The organism is Acidobacteriota bacterium (assembly GCA_018001935.1).
Taxonomy (GTDB): domain Bacteria; phylum Acidobacteriota; class JAAYUB01; order JAAYUB01; family JAAYUB01; genus JAGNHB01.
On record JAGNHB010000024.1, the window covers coordinates 38,622 to 54,899 of the forward strand.

At 68.2% G+C, this 16,278-nt stretch carries 14 protein-coding genes; 5 read left to right on the plus strand and 9 right to left on the minus strand.

The genetic code is table 11. The features are described 5' to 3' along the window. Positions 1-4: 4 nt before the first annotated feature. From pstB to KA419_10945, 5 genes are all read right to left on the minus strand, one after another. Positions 5-763 (minus strand): phosphate ABC transporter ATP-binding protein, encoded by a 759-nt coding sequence (gene pstB, locus KA419_10925; protein ID MBP7866453.1) that lies wholly within the window; start codon positions 761-763, stop codon positions 5-7. Further along, positions 745-1,593 (minus strand): phosphate ABC transporter permease PstA, encoded by an 849-nt coding sequence (pstA, locus tag KA419_10930; GenBank protein ID MBP7866454.1) that lies wholly within the window; start codon positions 1,591-1,593, stop codon positions 745-747. The genes pstB and pstA overlap by 19 nt, the downstream gene beginning before the upstream one ends. A 1-nt stretch (position 1,594) precedes the next feature. Beyond that, entirely contained in the window at positions 1,595-2,551 is a 957-nt protein-coding gene (gene pstC / locus KA419_10935; protein MBP7866455.1) for a phosphate ABC transporter permease subunit PstC, read from the minus strand. Positions 2,552-2,662: 111 nt separating this feature from the next. Further along, positions 2,663-3,712, minus strand: coding sequence for a phosphate ABC transporter substrate-binding protein PstS (gene pstS, locus KA419_10940; protein MBP7866456.1), 1,050 nt, complete (start codon positions 3,710-3,712; stop codon positions 2,663-2,665). A gap of 177 nt (positions 3,713-3,889) precedes the next feature. Then, the gene (locus KA419_10945; protein MBP7866457.1) at positions 3,890-5,236 is read right to left on the minus strand and encodes a putative porin; all 1,347 of its coding nucleotides are present in this window, start codon (positions 5,234-5,236) and stop codon (positions 3,890-3,892) included. A 680-nt stretch (positions 5,237-5,916) separates the two neighbouring features. Here KA419_10945 and KA419_10950 point away from each other — a divergent pair. Together KA419_10950 and KA419_10955 are read left to right on the plus strand one after the other, a co-directional pair. After that, the gene (locus tag KA419_10950; protein ID MBP7866458.1) at positions 5,917-6,585 is read left to right on the plus strand and encodes a SagB/ThcOx family dehydrogenase; all 669 of its coding nucleotides are present in this window, start codon (positions 5,917-5,919) and stop codon (positions 6,583-6,585) included. Continuing rightward, on the plus strand, positions 6,585-7,175 hold the full coding sequence (locus KA419_10955; protein ID MBP7866459.1) for a hypothetical protein: 591 nt from the start codon (positions 6,585-6,587) through the stop codon (positions 7,173-7,175). Before KA419_10950 ends, KA419_10955 begins: the two co-directional genes overlap by 1 nt. Before the next feature lie 326 nt (positions 7,176-7,501). On the opposite strand, the gene KA419_10960 is transcribed toward KA419_10955, so the two are convergent. Then, positions 7,502-8,488 carry a YncE family protein gene (locus KA419_10960; protein ID MBP7866460.1) on the minus strand — a complete coding sequence of 329 codons (987 nt, stop codon included), beginning with the start codon at positions 8,486-8,488 and terminating at the stop codon, positions 7,502-7,504. A gap of 1 nt (position 8,489) precedes the next feature. Beyond that, entirely contained in the window at positions 8,490-9,416 is a 927-nt protein-coding gene (locus KA419_10965; protein MBP7866461.1) for a bifunctional 5,10-methylenetetrahydrofolate dehydrogenase/5,10-methenyltetrahydrofolate cyclohydrolase, read from the minus strand. A gap of 280 nt (positions 9,417-9,696) precedes the next feature. On the opposite strand from KA419_10965, the gene KA419_10970 reads away from it, so the two are divergent. The 3 genes from KA419_10970 to KA419_10980 are packed head-to-tail and all read left to right on the plus strand — an operon-like array spanning position 9,697 to position 13,323. After that, positions 9,697-10,485: a TIGR00282 family metallophosphoesterase gene (locus KA419_10970; GenBank protein MBP7866462.1), complete on the plus strand. Its 789-nt coding sequence runs from the start codon at positions 9,697-9,699 to the stop codon at positions 10,483-10,485. A 6-nt stretch (positions 10,486-10,491) separates the two neighbouring features. Next, on the plus strand, positions 10,492-12,267 hold the full coding sequence (locus KA419_10975; GenBank protein ID MBP7866463.1) for a glycosyltransferase family 39 protein: 1,776 nt from the start codon (positions 10,492-10,494) through the stop codon (positions 12,265-12,267). A gap of 6 nt (positions 12,268-12,273) precedes the next feature. Then, positions 12,274-13,323 (plus strand): glycosyltransferase family 2 protein, encoded by a 1,050-nt coding sequence (locus KA419_10980; GenBank protein ID MBP7866464.1) that lies wholly within the window; start codon positions 12,274-12,276, stop codon positions 13,321-13,323. 325 nt (positions 13,324-13,648) lie between these two features. Here KA419_10980 and KA419_10985 read toward each other — a convergent pair whose 3' ends face one another. Next, positions 13,649-15,202, minus strand: coding sequence for a hypothetical protein (locus KA419_10985; protein MBP7866465.1), 1,554 nt, complete (start codon positions 15,200-15,202; stop codon positions 13,649-13,651). Positions 15,203-15,518: 316 nt separating this feature from the next. Next, on the minus strand, positions 15,519-16,268 hold the full coding sequence (locus KA419_10990) for a hypothetical protein (GenBank protein ID MBP7866466.1): 750 nt from the start codon (positions 16,266-16,268) through the stop codon (positions 15,519-15,521). Between the last annotated feature and the right edge of the window lie 10 nt (positions 16,269-16,278).

Consider the following 16,278-nt stretch of genomic DNA (forward strand, 5'->3'; position numbering starts at 1 on the left):
GCCCCTAGCCGAACTTCCCCATGAGATATTCCTCCGTGCGCTTGTCCTTGGGCACGGTGAAGAGGGTCTCGGTGCTCCCGAACTCCACCAGGTCGCCCAGGTACATGAAGGCCGTGTAATCCGAGACCCGGCTGGCCTGGGCGATGTTGTGGGTGACCAGGCAGATGGTGACGGTCTTCTTCAGACCCTCCATCAGGGCCTCGATGGAGGCCGTGGCCTTCGGGTCCAGGGCCGAGGTGGGCTCGTCCAGGAGGAGGACCTCGGGCTTCATGGCCAGGGCCCGGGCGATGCACAGGCGCTGCTGCTGGCCGCCCGAGAGGAAGGTCCCCTTCCGGTGGAGCTGGGTTTTCACCTCGTCCCACAGGGCCGCGTTGCGCAGGGACTCCTCCACCAGCACGTCCGCGTCGGAGCGCTTGAGCCGGAGCCCGTTCAGCCGGTACCCCGCCAGCACGTTGTCGTAAATGCTCAGGGTGGGGAAAGGGTTCGGGCGCTGGAAGACCATCCCGATCATCCGGCGCACCCGGTTCGGCTCCAGGGTGTACAGCTCCTGCTCCCGCAGGTAGACCCTGTTTTCGACCCGGGCGTGGGGCGTCAGCTCGTGCATGCGGTTGAGGCAGCGGATCAGGGTGCTCTTTCCGCACCCGGACGGGCCCATGATGGCCGTCAGGCGCTTCTCGTAGACGTGAAGGGTCACGTCCCGGAGGACCTGGTTGTCCCCGTACCAGGCGTTGATCGCCTCGGTTCTCAGAATCGGATACTCCATTTCTTGATCACCAGCCGGGAGAGGATGTTCGTGGACAGCACGACGAAAATGAGCACCACCGAGGCGCCCCACGCCACCGCCTGGTCGTCGGGCCAGGGGCTGCAGGCGCTTTTGTAGATAAGCTTCGGAAGGGCGTCCATGGGCTTGAGGGGGTCCGTTTCCATCAGGGGGTTCCCGAAGGCCGTGAACAGCAGCGGGGCGGTCTCGCCCGCCACCCGGGACACGCCCATGAGCACCGCGGACAGGATCCCGGGGAGCCCGCAGGGGATCAACACCTTCAGGACCGTCCGGTACCGGGGGACCCCCAGGGCGTAGGACGCCTCCAGCAGGTGGGACGGGACCAGCTTGAGGACCTCCTCGGTGCCCCGCACCACCAGCGGGAGCATCATCACGCCCAGGGCCAGGCCCCCGGCGAGGGCGGAGAAGCGACCCATGGCCTGGACCACCCAGAGGTTGAGGAGGATCCCGATGACCACCGAGGGCATCCCCTGGAGCACGTCCACCGCCAGCCGGGCCAGGTCGACGAAGCGCGACGGGCGGGCCTGCGCCAGGCACACCCCCGCCGAGACCCCGAGGGGGACCGCCACGGCCGCGGCCATGGAGACCATGACCAGGGACCCGACCAGGGCGTTGGCGATGCCGTCGCCCCATTCGTTGGGCGGCGTGGGGATGCGGGTGAGGAAGCCCCAGTCGATGTAGCGGACCCCGCGGGACACGATGTGCCACAGGATCAGGAGCAGCGGGGCCAGGGCCAGGAAGGAGAGGAAGTGGACCACGACCTGGAAGGTCCGGTTCTTTGCCTGCCGTAAGCGGAGTTTGCGGTCTCTCATGTCACACCCTCACGCTCGATTTCTTGATGATGACCGTGCCGACGGTGTTGATGAGGGCCGTCACGACGAAAAGCACCAGCCCGACGCCCACCAGGGCCGCGGTGTGCATGCGGGACGTGGACTCCGCCAGTTCGTTGGCGATGACGCTGGCCATGGTGTTGGCGGGGGAGAAGAGGCCTTTGGGGATCTCACAGAGGTTCCCGATCACCATGGTGACCGCCATGGTCTCCCCCAGGGCCCGCCCCAGGGAGAGCAGGATCCCGGCGAAGATGCCGGACCGCGCGTGGGGGATGACGACGTGACGGATGACCTCGTAGCGGGTCGCGCCCAGGGAGTAGGCGGCCTCCTTCAAGTCCGAGGGGACCATCTCGATCACTTCCCGGGCGATGGACGCCGTGTTGGGGATGATCATCACCGCCAGGACCAGCGAGGCGGCCAGGACGTTCGTCCCGAACTGGACGGTGGGGTCGATGGACTTGCCGACCGTCTGCACGAGGGGCACCAGGACCATGAGGCCCCAGAGACCGTAGATGACCGACGGGATGGCGGCGATGAGGTCCACGAAGCTCTTCGTGACGTCGGCGATTTTCCCGGTGCGCCGGTACTCGCCCAGGAACACCGCCAGGGCCAGCGAGAACGGGAGGGAGAGGGCGAGGGCCAGGAAGGACGTCAGCAGCGTCCCGACGAGGAAGGGGGCGACCCCGAAGACCCCCTTGGCCGCCTTGGCGGTGAGCCACGTGGCGACGAAGGGGGGGTAACCGGAAAACGGGAAGTCGGCGTAGATGTCGGAGGGCGGGGAGGGGTTCCACTCGGTCCCCGCCACGAAACTCCACCCGAAGTACTTCAGCGCCGGTGAGGCCCCGAGGTAGAGGGTGACGCACATGGCGACGAGGATGAGGACGAGCAGGGTCACCGACAGGCCCAGGCCGCCCTGAAAAAGGGTTTCCTTGATTCGCATCGACACTCGGTCACGAAGCCGCATGGTCATTCCCCGACGCGGTTCGCCGCGTCACGCCGACCGCCCGGAGCGCCGGGGGGAAGGCCCCGCCGGCGAACCGGGACGACGGTCTCACTTCATCAGGGGCTTGCCGTCGAACCGGATGGACCGGATGATGGCTTCCGCCTTGGCCACCACCGCCTTCGGCAGCGGGGCGTAGAGGAGGTCCTTGCAGTACATCTGCCCCTCGTGGGTCATCCACCACAGGAGCTTCACCATGGCCTTCACCTTGGCCATGGGGCGGCCGCCGTAGTTCTGCTCGGGGTAGACCAGGATCCAGGTAAAGGCCGAGATGGGATAGCCGTCCTTCGCCAGGGTGTCGGTGATGGTCGCCCGGGTGTCGGCGGGGATCTCGGTGACGGCCGCGGCGGTCACCGAGGCGATGGAGGGCTTGACGAACACGCCGCCCCGGTTCCGGATAAGGGCATAGGGCATCTTGTTCTTCTCGGCGTAGGCCAGCTCGACGTAACCGACCCCGCCGGCGGTCTGCTTCACCAGCTGGGCCACGCCGGGGTTGCCCTTGCCGCCGATGCCGCAGGGCCACTTGACGGCGGTCCCGGACCCGACGCGCAGTTTCCACTCCGGGCTGACCTTGGAGAGGTAGTCGGTGAAGACGAAGCTGGTGCCGCTGCCGTCGGAGCGGTGAACCACCGAGATGGTGGCGGCGGGAAGCTTGATGGACGGGTTGAGGGCCGCGATCCGGCCGTCGTTCCACGTCGTGATCCGGCCCAGGAAGATGTCGGCGATCACGTCCGGGGTCAGGTTCAGAAAGGGGCTGCCGGGGAGGTTGTAGGTGACCACCACCGCGCCGAGGCAGGTGGGGACGTGGAGCACCGACCCGCCGAAGGAGGCCATCTGGGCGTCCTTGACGTAGGCGTCGGACCCGGCGAAGTCCACGGTCTTCTGCAGCAGCTGCTGGATGCCGCCGCCGGAGCCGATGCCCTGGTAGTTGATCCGGACGCCGCTCTGGTTGAGGTAGACGTCGAACATCTTTGCGTACAGGGGTTCCGGGAAGGTGGCCCCGGCGCCGATCAGCTCCTGCTGCTGGGCGGGGGCGAAGGCGCCCCCGGCCGCCAGGAAAAGGGCCGTGAACAGAGTCAGAAGGCTAAGCTTGTGGCACATGGATCCTCCTTGCCGTCGTTGCGTCCCGCCGCCCGCGCTCGGGGGCGGCCGGGTTCTCGAGAGGACAGGGGGCGCGCGGTGCGAGCCCCCAGTTGCATCTTATGAACCGAAAATGAGGAAGGGTTAAATCCCGCGTGAAGATTGCGTGAATAGGGAACGGCGTTTCGCCGTTCCCTATCAGAATTTGAACTCCAGGTCCAGGAGCAGCCGCCGGAAGCCGGGCGCCGTCCCGGTGACGGGGTCCGTGAAGAAGAGCTGGGCCCCGAGGGTCAGGTTCTCGAAGATGCTGTACTTGGCGATGACGGCGGAACCCTTCCGGTTGTTGTGGCCGAAGTCGCTGTCGGTGAAGGCGCCCACGAGGGCGTCCGCCTCGATCCGGCGGTAGGTGTAGTAGACGGACCAGTCCCTGGCCTTCTTGTTCTGACCCACCAGGACGCCCACCTGCCAGGCGGTGTCCTGGTCGGCGTTCACACCGGTGTGGTTCATGTCGTTGAGGTTCTTGTAATATTCGAAGTTGGCCTCGACGGGGATGCCGCGGGGCTTGGCGTTGACCTTCGCCATGACGCCGAGGGAGTCGAACTTGCCGGCGGCCAGAACGTCGTTGTTGAAGCCGGCGGGGCGGATCACCGTGTTGCCGTTGGCGTACTTGAAGTTGGTGGCGTAACGGATGTAGTGGTAGTAGTTCGACGACACCGTCGCCGTCGCCGGCCCGACGGGGACGGTGACCCCGCCCTGGTACGCGAGCATGTAGGCGTCCGGCCCGGCGGCGTTTTCCTTGATGAAGAGCTGGCCCATGGTGAAGAAGGGCGTCACGCCGCCGAAGGTCTTCGTGAAAGTCTGGTAGAAACCCTCGGGGTTGACGTCGGTGTCGTAGACCAGCGGGGTGCCCGCGGTCTGGACGAAGACGTTCTTGAACTTGCCGCCCCCGAAGGTGAAGAAGTGGCCGGGGAGGTCCGGGGTCCAGGTAAGGTACGCCTGGTCGATCCAGGCGCCCTTGCGTTCCCAGCTCGCCCCCATGGTCTGGTTGGTGGACGTGGCTTCCCCGCCCAGGTCCGCGCCGCTCGAGAGGGTCGTGTTGCCCGAGGCGAACTGGAAGTAGCCGGTCAAACCGTAGCCGATGGTCTTCTGGACGTTCACGCGAAGCCGAAAGCGGAAGCGGTTTCGGTCGATGGTGGTGTCGTCAAAACTCGTCCCCTCGTAGCGGAGCCGGACGTCCCCGCCGAACTTGACCCCGGCCAGGTTGGTCTTCTTCATTTCCTTGGAGAGGGCCTTGTCCACCACGTCCATGGCCATCTTCTTGTTCTCGGTGTCCTTCTCGGCCAGCTCCGTCTTGGTGACCATCTCCTCCCGGCCGGCTTCCATCTCCTGCTTGAGGGCCTCGAGGGCCTCCTGCTGGGCCTTGATCTGGGCCTCCAGCTGCCGGATGCGCTCCTCCATGCCCGGGGCCGCGCCGGTCTCCTGGGCCGCCAGGGGCGCGGCGGCGAGGCCCAGCACCAGGATCAACAACAACTTCAGATGTCTCATCGGTACCTCCTGCGCAAAAGTAAGGGCGGAGTATCGCGCCGGAGATTGAGGCGCCGATGTGAAACAAATGAATTCTTGGTTAGCGGGGTCGGTGAACAGGCCCGGATCCTGGAGATCGCCTGCGCGGTGGCGACGAGCGCCGGCCGGGAGAGCGAAAACGGCCGGGCGTGGACGGCCGCCTCCTGGAACGGTTCTACCTGGTCGTGGAGATCCTGTCGGGCGAGGCGGAGGCCCGGGAATCGTTTCGCCGCCGCTTTGACCGCGTCGCGCAGGCTTCCGGAGCGGCGCGGGGAGAGTGCCGGCAGGCGAAGACCCCGCGCTCCGGGAGCGGTGCGTCCGTCCGGCGACCTGACGTCCCCCGCGATGGTGAGGCGGCCCCCTTCCGACGGCGCTCCGGCGGCCTGCGCGCCTTGCTCCTGGGGTTTGTCAAAAAGCGGCGCTCCGTCAGACCTTCGCGCCGCACTCCCCAGGCCACCCCCACCGGCGCTTCGGCGGCCTTCGCGGCGGGATCTCCGACGCCCGCCCGCCGGCCGGTGTCGAAATCCCAGGGTCATCCTCGCTCCGGAGAGGCGCGGGAGGGAAGGGGCGGAAGGGTTGATCCGCAGGGATTTTCGGAGTAGAATCGCCCCCGATCTTCTTTTCGGAGGTGCAGCGTGGGATGGCAAGGTGTTCTCGTCCGGATGACCGTTGCGGTCTTCGTGAGCTTGTGGGGGGGATCGGGCCTGGCCCAGGAAACGAAGCCCGCCGTGGGTTCGGAAACCGTGTGGAAACTGCCCCGGCCCCAGGTGGCGTCCAAGCCCGTACTGAAGATCCTGGAGATGCGCCGGAGCCAGCGGGAGTTCAGCCCCGAGCCCCTGCCGGACGGCGTCCTGGCCGAACTGCTCTGGGCGGCCACCGGCGTCAACCGCCCCGACACCGGGAAGCGCACCAACCCCACCGCCATGAACTGCCAGGAGATCGACGTTTATGTCGCCCTGGCCAAGGGCGTGTACCGCTATGACCACAAGGCCGGCGACCTGGTGCTGGTGGTGGCGGAGGACTTGCGGGAGCGCACGGGCGGGCAGCCCTTCGTCAAGGACGCGCCCGTGAACCTGGTCTTCGTGGCGGACCTGAGCCGGGTGAAATCCCCCCGGGGGCCCGTCGACCGGGCGCGGGCCGAAACCTACGCCGCCATGGACGCCGCCTTCGTCTCGCAGAACGTCTACTTCTACTGCGCCGCCGAGGGCCTGGCCACCGTGGTGCGGGGATGGTTCGACAAGGAGGCCCTGGGGGCGGCCCTGAAACTGGGTCCCGACCAGAAGGTGGTCCTGACCCAGACCGTGGGCTACCCCGTGAAGGGAGGCAAGTGATGACCGCGAAAAAACGGGGACGGGCCCCTGCCTTCTCGACGAGGCGCAACGGGCATGGCCGGGCCGTCCGGGCCATCATGGCCCTGCTGGCGGGACTTCTTCTCGGGGGGGTCTGCCGGGCCGGCATGCCCGACTCCGACTTCCGCCGCTTCCTGCGGGACGTCAAGCTGGGGACCCCGCTGGACGGGACCGTCCGCTACCTGCAATCCGCCGGCACGGACAATTTCCGCGGTCGTGAGTTCGGCCTGTACCAGGGCCAACTGGGCTCCCTCACGCTGAAAGTCAAACTGGAGCCCGTCTCGCGCCACGTGGTATGGATGGAGGTCCGCTGCCCGGGCAACCGCTTCGACGCCTGGCGTCCCGTCGTCACCAGCGCCGTGGGGGCGTCGGCGTCGCAGATGCAGTACTTCTGCGACGACACCCGGAGCAGGAGCATCGTCTGGCGGACGACCCACAAGCTCATGGCGGAGATCTCGCTCAGGGACTACACGTATTTCCGCCTGGTGGACGAGAGCTTCTTCGAGCGGGTCTACGCCCTGTGCGAGCCCAAGCCCGAGGAGAAACCCGTCATCATCATCCCCCGGGAGTGATTTCCACCACGAAATACACGAAATACACGGACGGAACAAAGAGCCGATTCCGCCTCACACAAAGACACAGAGACGCAAAGCCTCGCAAAGGATCTCCTTGCAATTCAGTAGATTCGCTTTGCGGGGCTTGGCGACGTGGCGCCTTTGCGTAAGGCCTTTTCAACGATACGTGGTCAGGTTGCCTAAGCGGTCGCGCGCGGAAAAAAACCACGAACCACACGAACCACACGAACCACACGAACGAGTGCAGATAACGGGAGACTTGAATTGATATCCAGGAGCCGGGGTGCCGGCCCTGTTCGTGTCGTTCGTGTGGTTCGTGGTTGTTATTCTGTTGGGCTGGCGGGGGGGAGGGCGGGGACGGGGAGGGAGACCACGCAGTCCGCCTTTTCACACACCACCAGCAGGCGTTTGCCGTCCGGCGTGAACGCCACGTCCACGGGGCCCTTGGGGACGCTCACCGCCGGTAGGCTCCCCGTCAGCGCCGCGTCGACGGAGAGGAACGCCACCACCCCGGCCCGGTAGCAGGCCACGGCCAGGAGCCGCTCGTCGGGCGAGAGCGCGACCCGGAACGGCCCCCCGGGCAGCGGCCGCTTCTCCAGGACCTGCTTCCGGCGGACGTCGTAGACCCACACGTCGTTGGACCGGGAGTGGGCGATGAAGAGCTTCCGGCCGTTCCCGTTCAGGGCCAGGCCGTCGGGCCCGTCGCCGACGGGCAGGGTCTGGGTGCCCTTGAAGGTCTCGAGGTTGACCACCGACAGGGTGTTCTCCGCGCTGTTGGCCACCCAGGCCGTCTCGCCGGAGGGGTGGACCGCCACCGCCAGGGGCTTGACGCCCACCTTCGCGGTGGCGGCGATGCGCCGCGTCTCCAGGTCCACCGCGTCGAGGCGCCCGAACTTCCCTCGGCCGTAGTTGGCCACCAGGACCCGGTAGCCGTCCGGCGTCAGGGCCATCTCGGTGGGCAGGTTGCCGACCTTGAGGGTGTCCTTCAGCTCGAGGGCGGGGTACTCCACCACCTTCACCAGCCCGGCATTCATGTTGGAGACGTAGAGGAGCTTCCCGTCCGGGGAGAAGACCAGCCCGAGCGGTCCGAATCCGATCTTCACCCGCGCGGTCTCGCGCAGGGGGTCCAGGGCGAGGACGGACAGCTCGTCGGAGGCGAAGTCCGTGACCACGGCGCTCTTCCCGTCCGGGGCGAGGCGCACGAAGTTGGGGCCCTTGCCCACCTTGACGGTCTGCAGGCCGGGAGGGGGCGGGGCGGCCGCCAGGAAGGCGGCGGCGAACCAGGGGGCGAGGGTGGCGAGCCGGCGCATGTCAGTCCACCCCGAGGGCGCGACGGCAGGCCCGGAGGGTGTTTTGCATGAGCAGCGCGATGGTGAGCGGCCCGACGCCGCCCGGGACCGGGGAGACGGCCCCGGCGCGCTCCACGACCGTGCGCCACTCCACGTCGCCGGCAAGGGCGCGTCCCTTCTTGAGCAGCGTGCGGTGCTGGGGCGAGTTTTCGCCGGCGATCCGCACGATCTCCGCCTCGTCCTCGACGCTGTTGATCCCCACGTCCACCACCACGGCCCCTTCCCTGACGTAGTCCGCGGTGATCAGCCCGGCCCGGCCCACGGCGGCCACCAGGACGTCCGCCTGGCGGCAGACGCCCGGGAGGTCGGCGGTCTTCGAGTGGGTGCTGACCACCGTGGCGTTGCGGGCCAGGAGCAGCTGGGCCACGGGCTTGCCCACGATGACGCTGCGGCCCACCACCACGGCGGTCTTTCCCTCCAGGGGGACCTGGTAGGCGTCCAGCAGCGCCATGACGCCGGCGGGGGTGCAGGGGACGAGATCAGGGCGTCCGGCCAGGAGTCGCCCGAGGTTGTAGGGGTGGAAGCCGTCCACGTCCTTTTCGGGGCGGATCAGTTCCAGGAGTTCCTCCGACGGGAGCCCCTTCGGCAGGGGCAGCTGCAGCAGGATCCCGTGAACTGCGGGGTCGTCGTTGAGCCCCGTCAGCACCTCCCGGACTGCAGCGGCCGAGGCGTCGGCCGGCAGGGGCACGTGCCGGGACCCCATGCCGATCCGCCCGCAGGCGTCGATCTTGCGCTTGACGTAGACGTGGGAGGCGGGGTCGTCGCCCACCAGGACCGTGGCCAGGGTGGGCGCCGTGCCGGCCCGCCCCCGGAGGGCCTCCACCTCCGCCTTCACCTGGTCCAGGATGCCGTCCGCCGTTTTCGCGCCGTCGAGGATCGTCGCCGTCATGGGTCACCTCCCGTGAGGGGCGAGCATACCAGAACCGGCCCTCCCGGGCAAGACCGCCGTGCCGCCCGTTTCCAACGGGCGCACGAGAACGGTTTTTTCTCGGGCGGAATTGGTATACACTGGGCGGGCCCCGGGAAACCTGTCCGAATCGGGGGGGGCGGCGATTGCGACAGCGACAGCGATTGCGATTGCGATACCGATACCGATACCGATACCAATTGCGATACCGATACCGACAGCGACCCCGAGGGGTGGGAGTTTGAGGGAGAAAGAAGGCAGCATGAAGATCCTTTGCATCGGCGACATCATCGGGCGGCCGGGGCGGCGGGTGCTCCGCGAACTCCTTCCGGAGCTGCGGCGCCGGCACGGGATCGACTTCGTCGTGGGCAACGCCGAGAACGCCGCGGGGGGGTTCGGGCTCACCGCCGAGGTGCTCAACGACCTGCTGCAGCTGGGGGTCGACGCCCTGACCACGGGCAACCACATCTGGGACCGGAAGGAGTCCACCCCCATCCTGGAGCGGTCGGAACGCGTCCTGCGCCCCCTCAACTACCCGCCGGGCGTCCCCGGCCGGGGCTTTTCGGTCTTCCCCACCACCGGCGGGGTCCGGGTGGGGGTCCTCAACCTGGAGGGGCGCGTGTTCATGTCGGCCCTGGACTGCCCCTTCCGCGCCGCCGACGCCGCCCTGGAGCGCCTCCGCGAGCAGACCCCCGTTATCGTGGTGGACTTCCACGCCGAGGCGACCTCGGAGAAGATGGCCCTCGCCCGTTACCTGGACGGGCGCGTCACGGTGGTGTTCGGAACCCACACCCACGTGCAGACCGCGGACGAGAGGATCCAGGCCGGCGGGACCGCCGCCGTCACCGACGCCGGGATGACCGGCGGCCACGACTCCGTCATCGGCATGCAGCCCGCCCCCTCCGTGCGCCGCTTTCTCACCCAGCTCCCCGTCAAGTTCGAGCCCGAGAAGAACGGCCTCCGCCTCAACGCCCTCCTCGTGGAGGCCGACCCTTCCACCGGCAAGGCCCTGACGGCCACGCGGCTGAACCTCCCCCTGGACACGCACTGAGGGCGCATGGGAAGCCTTCTCGCCGCCCTGATCCGACGCCGCCCCCCCACCGGTACGCCGGGGGAGGGAGGGCGCCCCGGGCAAGGGGCGGACGCCTCCCGGCAGGGGTGGCGCCGCTGGGGCGTCCTGGCGGGCCTCCTGGCGGTGCTGGCCACGTTCCCCCTCTGCCGGTCGGGCTACCTGCGGGAAGCCTTCACGGACATCGATGAGGTGATCTATCTGGTCACTGCCGACGCCATGGCCCAGGGCCAGCGGCTCTACACCGACATCTGGGACCACAAGCCCCCGCTCCTGTACCACCTCTACGGGTGGGTCCTCCGGGCCGACCCCTCCGTCCGCGCGATCCGCTGGTGCGCCCTCTTCCTGGCCGCGGGCAACACCCTCCTGGTTTTTCTCCTGGCCCGGCGGCTCTTCTCGGCGGCGGGCGGGGTGGCCGCCGCCTGGCTCTTCGCCGTCTTCACCGGCTTCTACTGGGCCAACGCCCTCCAGACGGAGCTGTTTTTGGTCCTGCTCCAACTGGCGGCCCTGCTGGTCCTGCTGCGTCGTCCCGGCCCCTTCGGGCGACCGGTCCGGCTCTTCCTCGTCGGGCTGCTCTTCGGGGCGGCCTGCATGATCAAGTACGTGGCCCTGTTCACCTTCGTGCCGCTCGCCCTCCTCGCCGCCTGGGGCGGTCGGGAGCACGGCGGCTGGCGGAAGGCCGCCGGGGGCCTCGCGGCGGGCGTCGCCGGCTTCGCCGCGGTCCCGGTGTTCTACCTGGTGACGATGGGGCTGGACGGGACCCTGGCCGACGCGTACGCCGCCACCGTGAGCTACAACGCCGTCTACGTCTCCCACGACGCCTGGAAGCTCTTCGTGACGTACGGGCGCTTCTTCCTCTTGGACTTCGCCCGGGAGCAGTGGTTCCTCCTGGCCCTGGGCTTCGGCGGGGCCGCGCTGGCCGCCGCCCGGCTCCGGCGGGCCACGGACCGGGAGGCGTCCTTCGCCCGCGCCCTGGTCCTGGTGTGGCTGGGCGCTTCCCTCGTCGCGGCCGCCTCGCCCCTGAAGTTTCTCCATCACTACAACTACATGTTCCTGCCGGGCTTGTGCTGCTTCGCCGGGATTTTCTTCTCCCGGGAGAGCGCCCCGGGAGCCCCGCCGGGCGGGCGAAGGGGGCCGGGCCGTTTCCGGGCCGCCCTCCCCGTGGCCGCGGCGGCGGCGATCCTGGCCGCGACGGCGCCGCTCGTCGTCGTGCAGGCGCGGGAGAACCGCGAGCGGCTCCGCTCCCTGCCGGAGCGGGTGGAAAGCTCCAACCACGAGTCGGTGCTCCTCGGGCGCTACCTTCGCCGGCACACCGCCCCGGGCGAGCGCATCTACCTCTGGCGGAACTACTATCTCGACACCTACTTCTACGCCGGGCGGCTCCCCGCCAGCCGGGTCTTCGTCTGGTTCTACTGGCTGCGCGACTTCCCGCCCCCCGGCGGCTTCGCTGCCCTCGAGACGGACTTCCGCCGTCACCCGCCCGTCTACATCGTGACGGGCGGGAGCGACATCCTGGCCGGGCGGGACTTCCCCCCCATGGAACGGATCCTGAGGGAGGAGTACCGAGAGGAGCAGCTCCCCGACGCCCTGCGGAACCGCCTCACCCCGACCCGCCGCGACCAGGTCCGCCTCTTCCGCCGCATTCAGCCCCCCCTGCCGTTCCTACGCGACGTCCCGTCGCGGACGTTCCTACGCGGCGTCCCGTCGCGGACGTTCCTACGCGGCGTCCCGCCGCGGACGTTCCTTCAAGCCCTCCCCGCGTGACCCCCCATGGCCAAGCGACCCGCCTTTTTCGTCAGCATCGTCACCTGGAACTCGGCGGCCGAGATCGGCCAGTGCCTCGAGAGCCTCCGGCAGCAGACCTTCCGGAACTTCCGGGTCGGGATCCTCGACAACGCTTCCTCCGACCGCACGCTGCGGACGATCCGCCACCTGTCGAGCCTGGTGAGCGTCCTGGTGACCTCCCCGGAGAACCTGGGCTACTCCGGCGGGCACAACCGGCTCCTCACCCGGGCGCACTCCGACTACGTCCTTTTCCTCAACCCCGACGTCCGGCTGGCCCCGGACTTCCTCGAGACCGCCCACGCCGCCCTGGAGGCCCGGCCGGAGTGCGGGAGCCTGGCGCCCCGGCTGCTCCGGATGGCCGGCGTCGAGGAGGCCTTCGCCCCGCTGCGTTTCCTCGATTCCGCCGGGATGTTCTGGACCCGGTCCCAACGGCACTTCGACCGGGGGAGCGGCCAACCCGACGACGAGCGGTACCGCCGTTCGGAGTACGTGTTCGGGCCCTCGGGCGCCGCCGCCGTTTACCGCCGGGCGTGCCTGGACGACGTGGCGTTCGGGAAGGAGGTGTGGGACGAGGACTTCTTCGCCTACCGCGAGGACGCCGACCTGGCCTGGCGGGCCGCCTGGCGGGGGTGGAAGTGCCTCTACGCCCCGGAGGTGACGGCCTGGCACGTCCGGAAGGTCCTCCCGCGGGGCCGCAGCCGCTACCCGGCCGCGGTCAACCGGCACTCGGTCAAGAACCGCTTCCTGCTGCGGATGAAGAACATGCCGTTGTCGACCTTTCTTCGCTTTTCCCCCTGGATCCTGGCCCGGGACCTCTGCGTGCTCGCCGGGGTGTTCCTCAAGGAGTTCCGCTCCATCCCGGCCTTCGGGCAGGTCCTGCGGCTGGTCCCGCGCTTCCGGGCCAAGCGGCGCCACGTCATGGGCCACCGCAAGGCCGGCGCCGCGGACCTCGCCCGCTGGTTCACCCAGTCCTCCCGCCCCTTGACGGAAACGGCCGAGCCTCAACGTACGGAGGTCGGAAAATGCAAAGTTTGACGAGCCCGCAAAAAGTCGCGAAAGGGAGATTTCCCGCGAATAACACGAATATACGCGAAGTTATAACACGAATAATATCTATTGATTGTTGATTTCTGATTCGCGTTCATTCGCGTGATTCGCGAGTAAAATGCGACTTTTGCGGGGGTGTCATCATTGGTTTTTCCCAAGAGTTACCTTTCCTTGCCGAGTTGCTCTTTTTTCCAGAATATTACTCTGTTAACTCCTCGGTCTCCGCGCCCTCCGCAGTTTGCTTGGTGGCTTGATTATCCGTCCTTTTTTCTGCGTGTTCTGCGTGTTCTGTGGTCCGATGCGGCCCCGGTCGTCACTCGGGTTTCGCGGGGAAGCGGGCCTCGAAGCGGACGATGGCGCGTTCCAGTTCCACGAGGGCCTCCAGGCGGGGCGACTTGCCCATCCGCTCCCGGAGGGCGGCGGTCGGCTGCCACCCTTCGGACCGAACCCCCTCGAATCCCGGGGCGAGGCGGGCCGGGTCGCGGCCGAGGTAGAGGCTCTCGCCCGGGAGGAAGGAATACTCGAGGCTGTTGCGGGCCAGGTCCTTCAGTTCGAGGTAGGTGGCTTCCTGCTCACGGACGGCGTGGAAGAACTCCATCGTGAGGTTGGTCCGGCTGACCCCCTCGTCGTCGGTGTTGAGGCACAGGGGCACCCTCGCCTCCCGGTAGAGCCGGAAGGGGTGGGCCTTGCCGGCAACCCCCAGGATCACCCGGTTGCTGGTGAGGCAGATCTCCACGCAGATCCCCTCGTCCCGCATCTTCCGCAGCAAGCCGGGCAGGTCGCGCTCCCACATCACCGAGACCCCGTGCCCGATCCGCCGGGCGTGCCCGGTCTCGATGGACGTGCGGATCCGGTCCAGCAAGGACTCCAGCGGGGCGATGTCCAGGGTCAGCTCCCCCGCGTGCAGGGTGACGGCGGGCCGCCCCAGGCGCTTCCACAGGAAGTCCAGGATCCGCATGTGGGCCCCGAAGTACTGGTCGGAGTTGGGCTGGTCCTCGGCCGAGAGCAGGTTGACGCCCACCACCCGGGGGTCGGCGCGGACCGCCGCCAGGGCGAAGGCGATGGGGGCGAAAAGCTCGTCGGGCGGGGACTGGCGGTAAAGGGCCGTGATGTAGCGCAGGCCGAAGGGGGCGGCCGTCCCGGTCGGCGAGGGGGTCCCCAGCCGCCGGGCCAGGGCCTCGTCCCGGGCGTCCAGGCAGCGCTTCACCGCGGAGACGTACCGGTCGAGTTCCGGTTGAACCGCCCCGAAGGCGGCCTCGAGGTCCGCGTCGGTGGGGTCCTCGGGCAGGGGGGTGGGCAGCCGGAAGCGGGCGACCCCCTCGTCCGCGCCGACAATGGGGGCCATGACCTCCAGGTAGCCCACGTTCTGCTCCCGCGCCCGCCGGATCACCTCCGCCAGCATGTCTTCGACGGGGTACGCCGCCCGCACCGCGGGGGACGCGTAGCTGAAGGCCTCGAAAAAGTGGTCGTGGCCGGTCATGCCCTCCACGGCAAGGCCGCGGGTGCTGACGCGGTTGAGCCACTGCGACAGGAGCTTCCGGTCGGTGCGGAGCTGTGCCGCCGGCACCCGGTTCTTCCCGGGACCGTCCACGAAGAGGCGGGCGGCGGTGTCGTAGTACAGCCCCGCCTTCAGGGCGGCCTTCAACCAGAACTCGGCGTAGACCGCGCCGGCGAGGTGAGTGTGGAGTTCCCCCCCCTTCGGCATCGCCTTGAGGAAGGCCACGAGGTCGGCGTCCCGGGGGAGGGCCTTCCGGAAGGCGGCCTCGGCCTCTTTCTCACCGGCGGGGAGGGACAGGGCGAAGAGGCCGGCCAGGAGAAGAACGGCCAGGATCGCCCGTTGAATGCGGGGGTTGCGGTGTTGCGTCATGGCGGGATGATCTCCGTTGCGGGCGGCTTTTCGGGAACCGCCCTTCAGGCTTTGGATGCGGGCCGGCGTCCGTCGGTTCCGGCCGCGGGTCCCCCGACACCATAGCATCATCCGGGCGGTAACATCAACCCCCGCGAAGCGCGGGAGGGGAGGGGGCGGGAAAGAAGGGCGCGGAGGCGCCGGGGAAAGGAGAGGAGGTGTGGGAGTTATGGGAGTTATGGGAGTTATGGGAGTTATGGGAATTATGGGAATTATGGGAATAGTGGGAGGAGAGGGAAAAGTAGGCGCGATTCGCGGGGGGAAGAGCCTTTCGTGGCTATTGGCGGGGACCTTCTTTCTCCCAATTGAGGGTGACGCCGCCGTAGACGGTGGTGGAGTGGCCGTTGACGCTCGCGGCGCCGATGGCGTGCTTCGCACGGTCCCCGAGGGGGATGGAGCAGGCCGCCGTGGGGACCAGGGAGAAACCCTTCCCCAGCGGGAAAGTGAAACCGACCTGCAGTTCGGCGTTGTAGGGCCCGGCGAACTTCTCGTCGCTGGGGTCCAGGCCCATGTAAGCGTTGTCGAGGTTGAACCCGACGTTGGCGCCCACGTCGAAGGTGGCGTCCCGGGGCAGCTTGAAGGAGTGGCTGACGGCGGCCTGGAGGAAACCGCCCTTGCCGGCGTCGACATCGACATAGACCGCTAGCGTGGGGTTGAGCACCGTGTCGAGGCTGCCGGAGACGTACAGCTCCTGGGACCTCTGGTCGAAGAAGCCCATGTAGTTGTAGCCGGCTTCCAGGGTGAGGGGCCCCAGCTCCCAGGCGTAGGCGAGGGTCAGGTCCACCTCGGACCAGCGCGTCCCCTCGAAGTCGTAGTTCGACCAGAACGTGGCACTGAAGCCCTTGTAGCCCACCGTGGCGCTCTCCTGGCCCACGAAGCCCTCGGAGAGCCGCTGCCCTCGCCAGACATAGTTGCTCAGGAAGGCGCTGGAGGCGGAAAACTCCACGTCACCGGCCAGGGCCGGCACGCCGCAGAGCGTCATCAGAAGAGCCACGCACGGAAACAGGGGCCTCGGGAAACGTCCCACGGTCCACCTC

Coding starts and splice junctions, on each gene's coding strand:
- KA419_10965 (MBP7866461.1), bottom strand. CDS start 9,416: ATGACGGCGACGATCCTCGACGGCGCGAAAACGGCGGACGGCATCCTG.
- pstA (MBP7866454.1), bottom strand. CDS start 1,593: ATGAGAGACCGCAAACTCCGCTTACGGCAGGCAAAGAACCGGACCTTC.
- KA419_10975 (MBP7866463.1), top strand. CDS start 10,492: ATGGGAAGCCTTCTCGCCGCCCTGATCCGACGCCGCCCCCCCACCGGT.
- KA419_10970 (MBP7866462.1), top strand. CDS start 9,697: ATGAAGATCCTTTGCATCGGCGACATCATCGGGCGGCCGGGGCGGCGG.
- KA419_10955 (MBP7866459.1), top strand. CDS start 6,585: ATGACCGCGAAAAAACGGGGACGGGCCCCTGCCTTCTCGACGAGGCGC.
- KA419_10950 (MBP7866458.1), top strand. CDS start 5,917: ATGACCGTTGCGGTCTTCGTGAGCTTGTGGGGGGGATCGGGCCTGGCC.
- pstB (MBP7866453.1), bottom strand. CDS start 763: ATGGAGTATCCGATTCTGAGAACCGAGGCGATCAACGCCTGGTACGGG.
- KA419_10945 (MBP7866457.1), bottom strand. CDS start 5,236: ATGAGACATCTGAAGTTGTTGTTGATCCTGGTGCTGGGCCTCGCCGCC.
- pstC (MBP7866455.1), bottom strand. CDS start 2,551: ATGCGAATCAAGGAAACCCTTTTTCAGGGCGGCCTGGGCCTGTCGGTG.
- KA419_10960 (MBP7866460.1), bottom strand. CDS start 8,488: ATGCGCCGGCTCGCCACCCTCGCCCCCTGGTTCGCCGCCGCCTTCCTG.
- KA419_10985 (MBP7866465.1), bottom strand. CDS start 15,202: ATGACGCAACACCGCAACCCCCGCATTCAACGGGCGATCCTGGCCGTT.
- pstS (MBP7866456.1), bottom strand. CDS start 3,712: ATGTGCCACAAGCTTAGCCTTCTGACTCTGTTCACGGCCCTTTTCCTG.
- KA419_10980 (MBP7866464.1), top strand. CDS start 12,274: ATGGCCAAGCGACCCGCCTTTTTCGTCAGCATCGTCACCTGGAACTCG.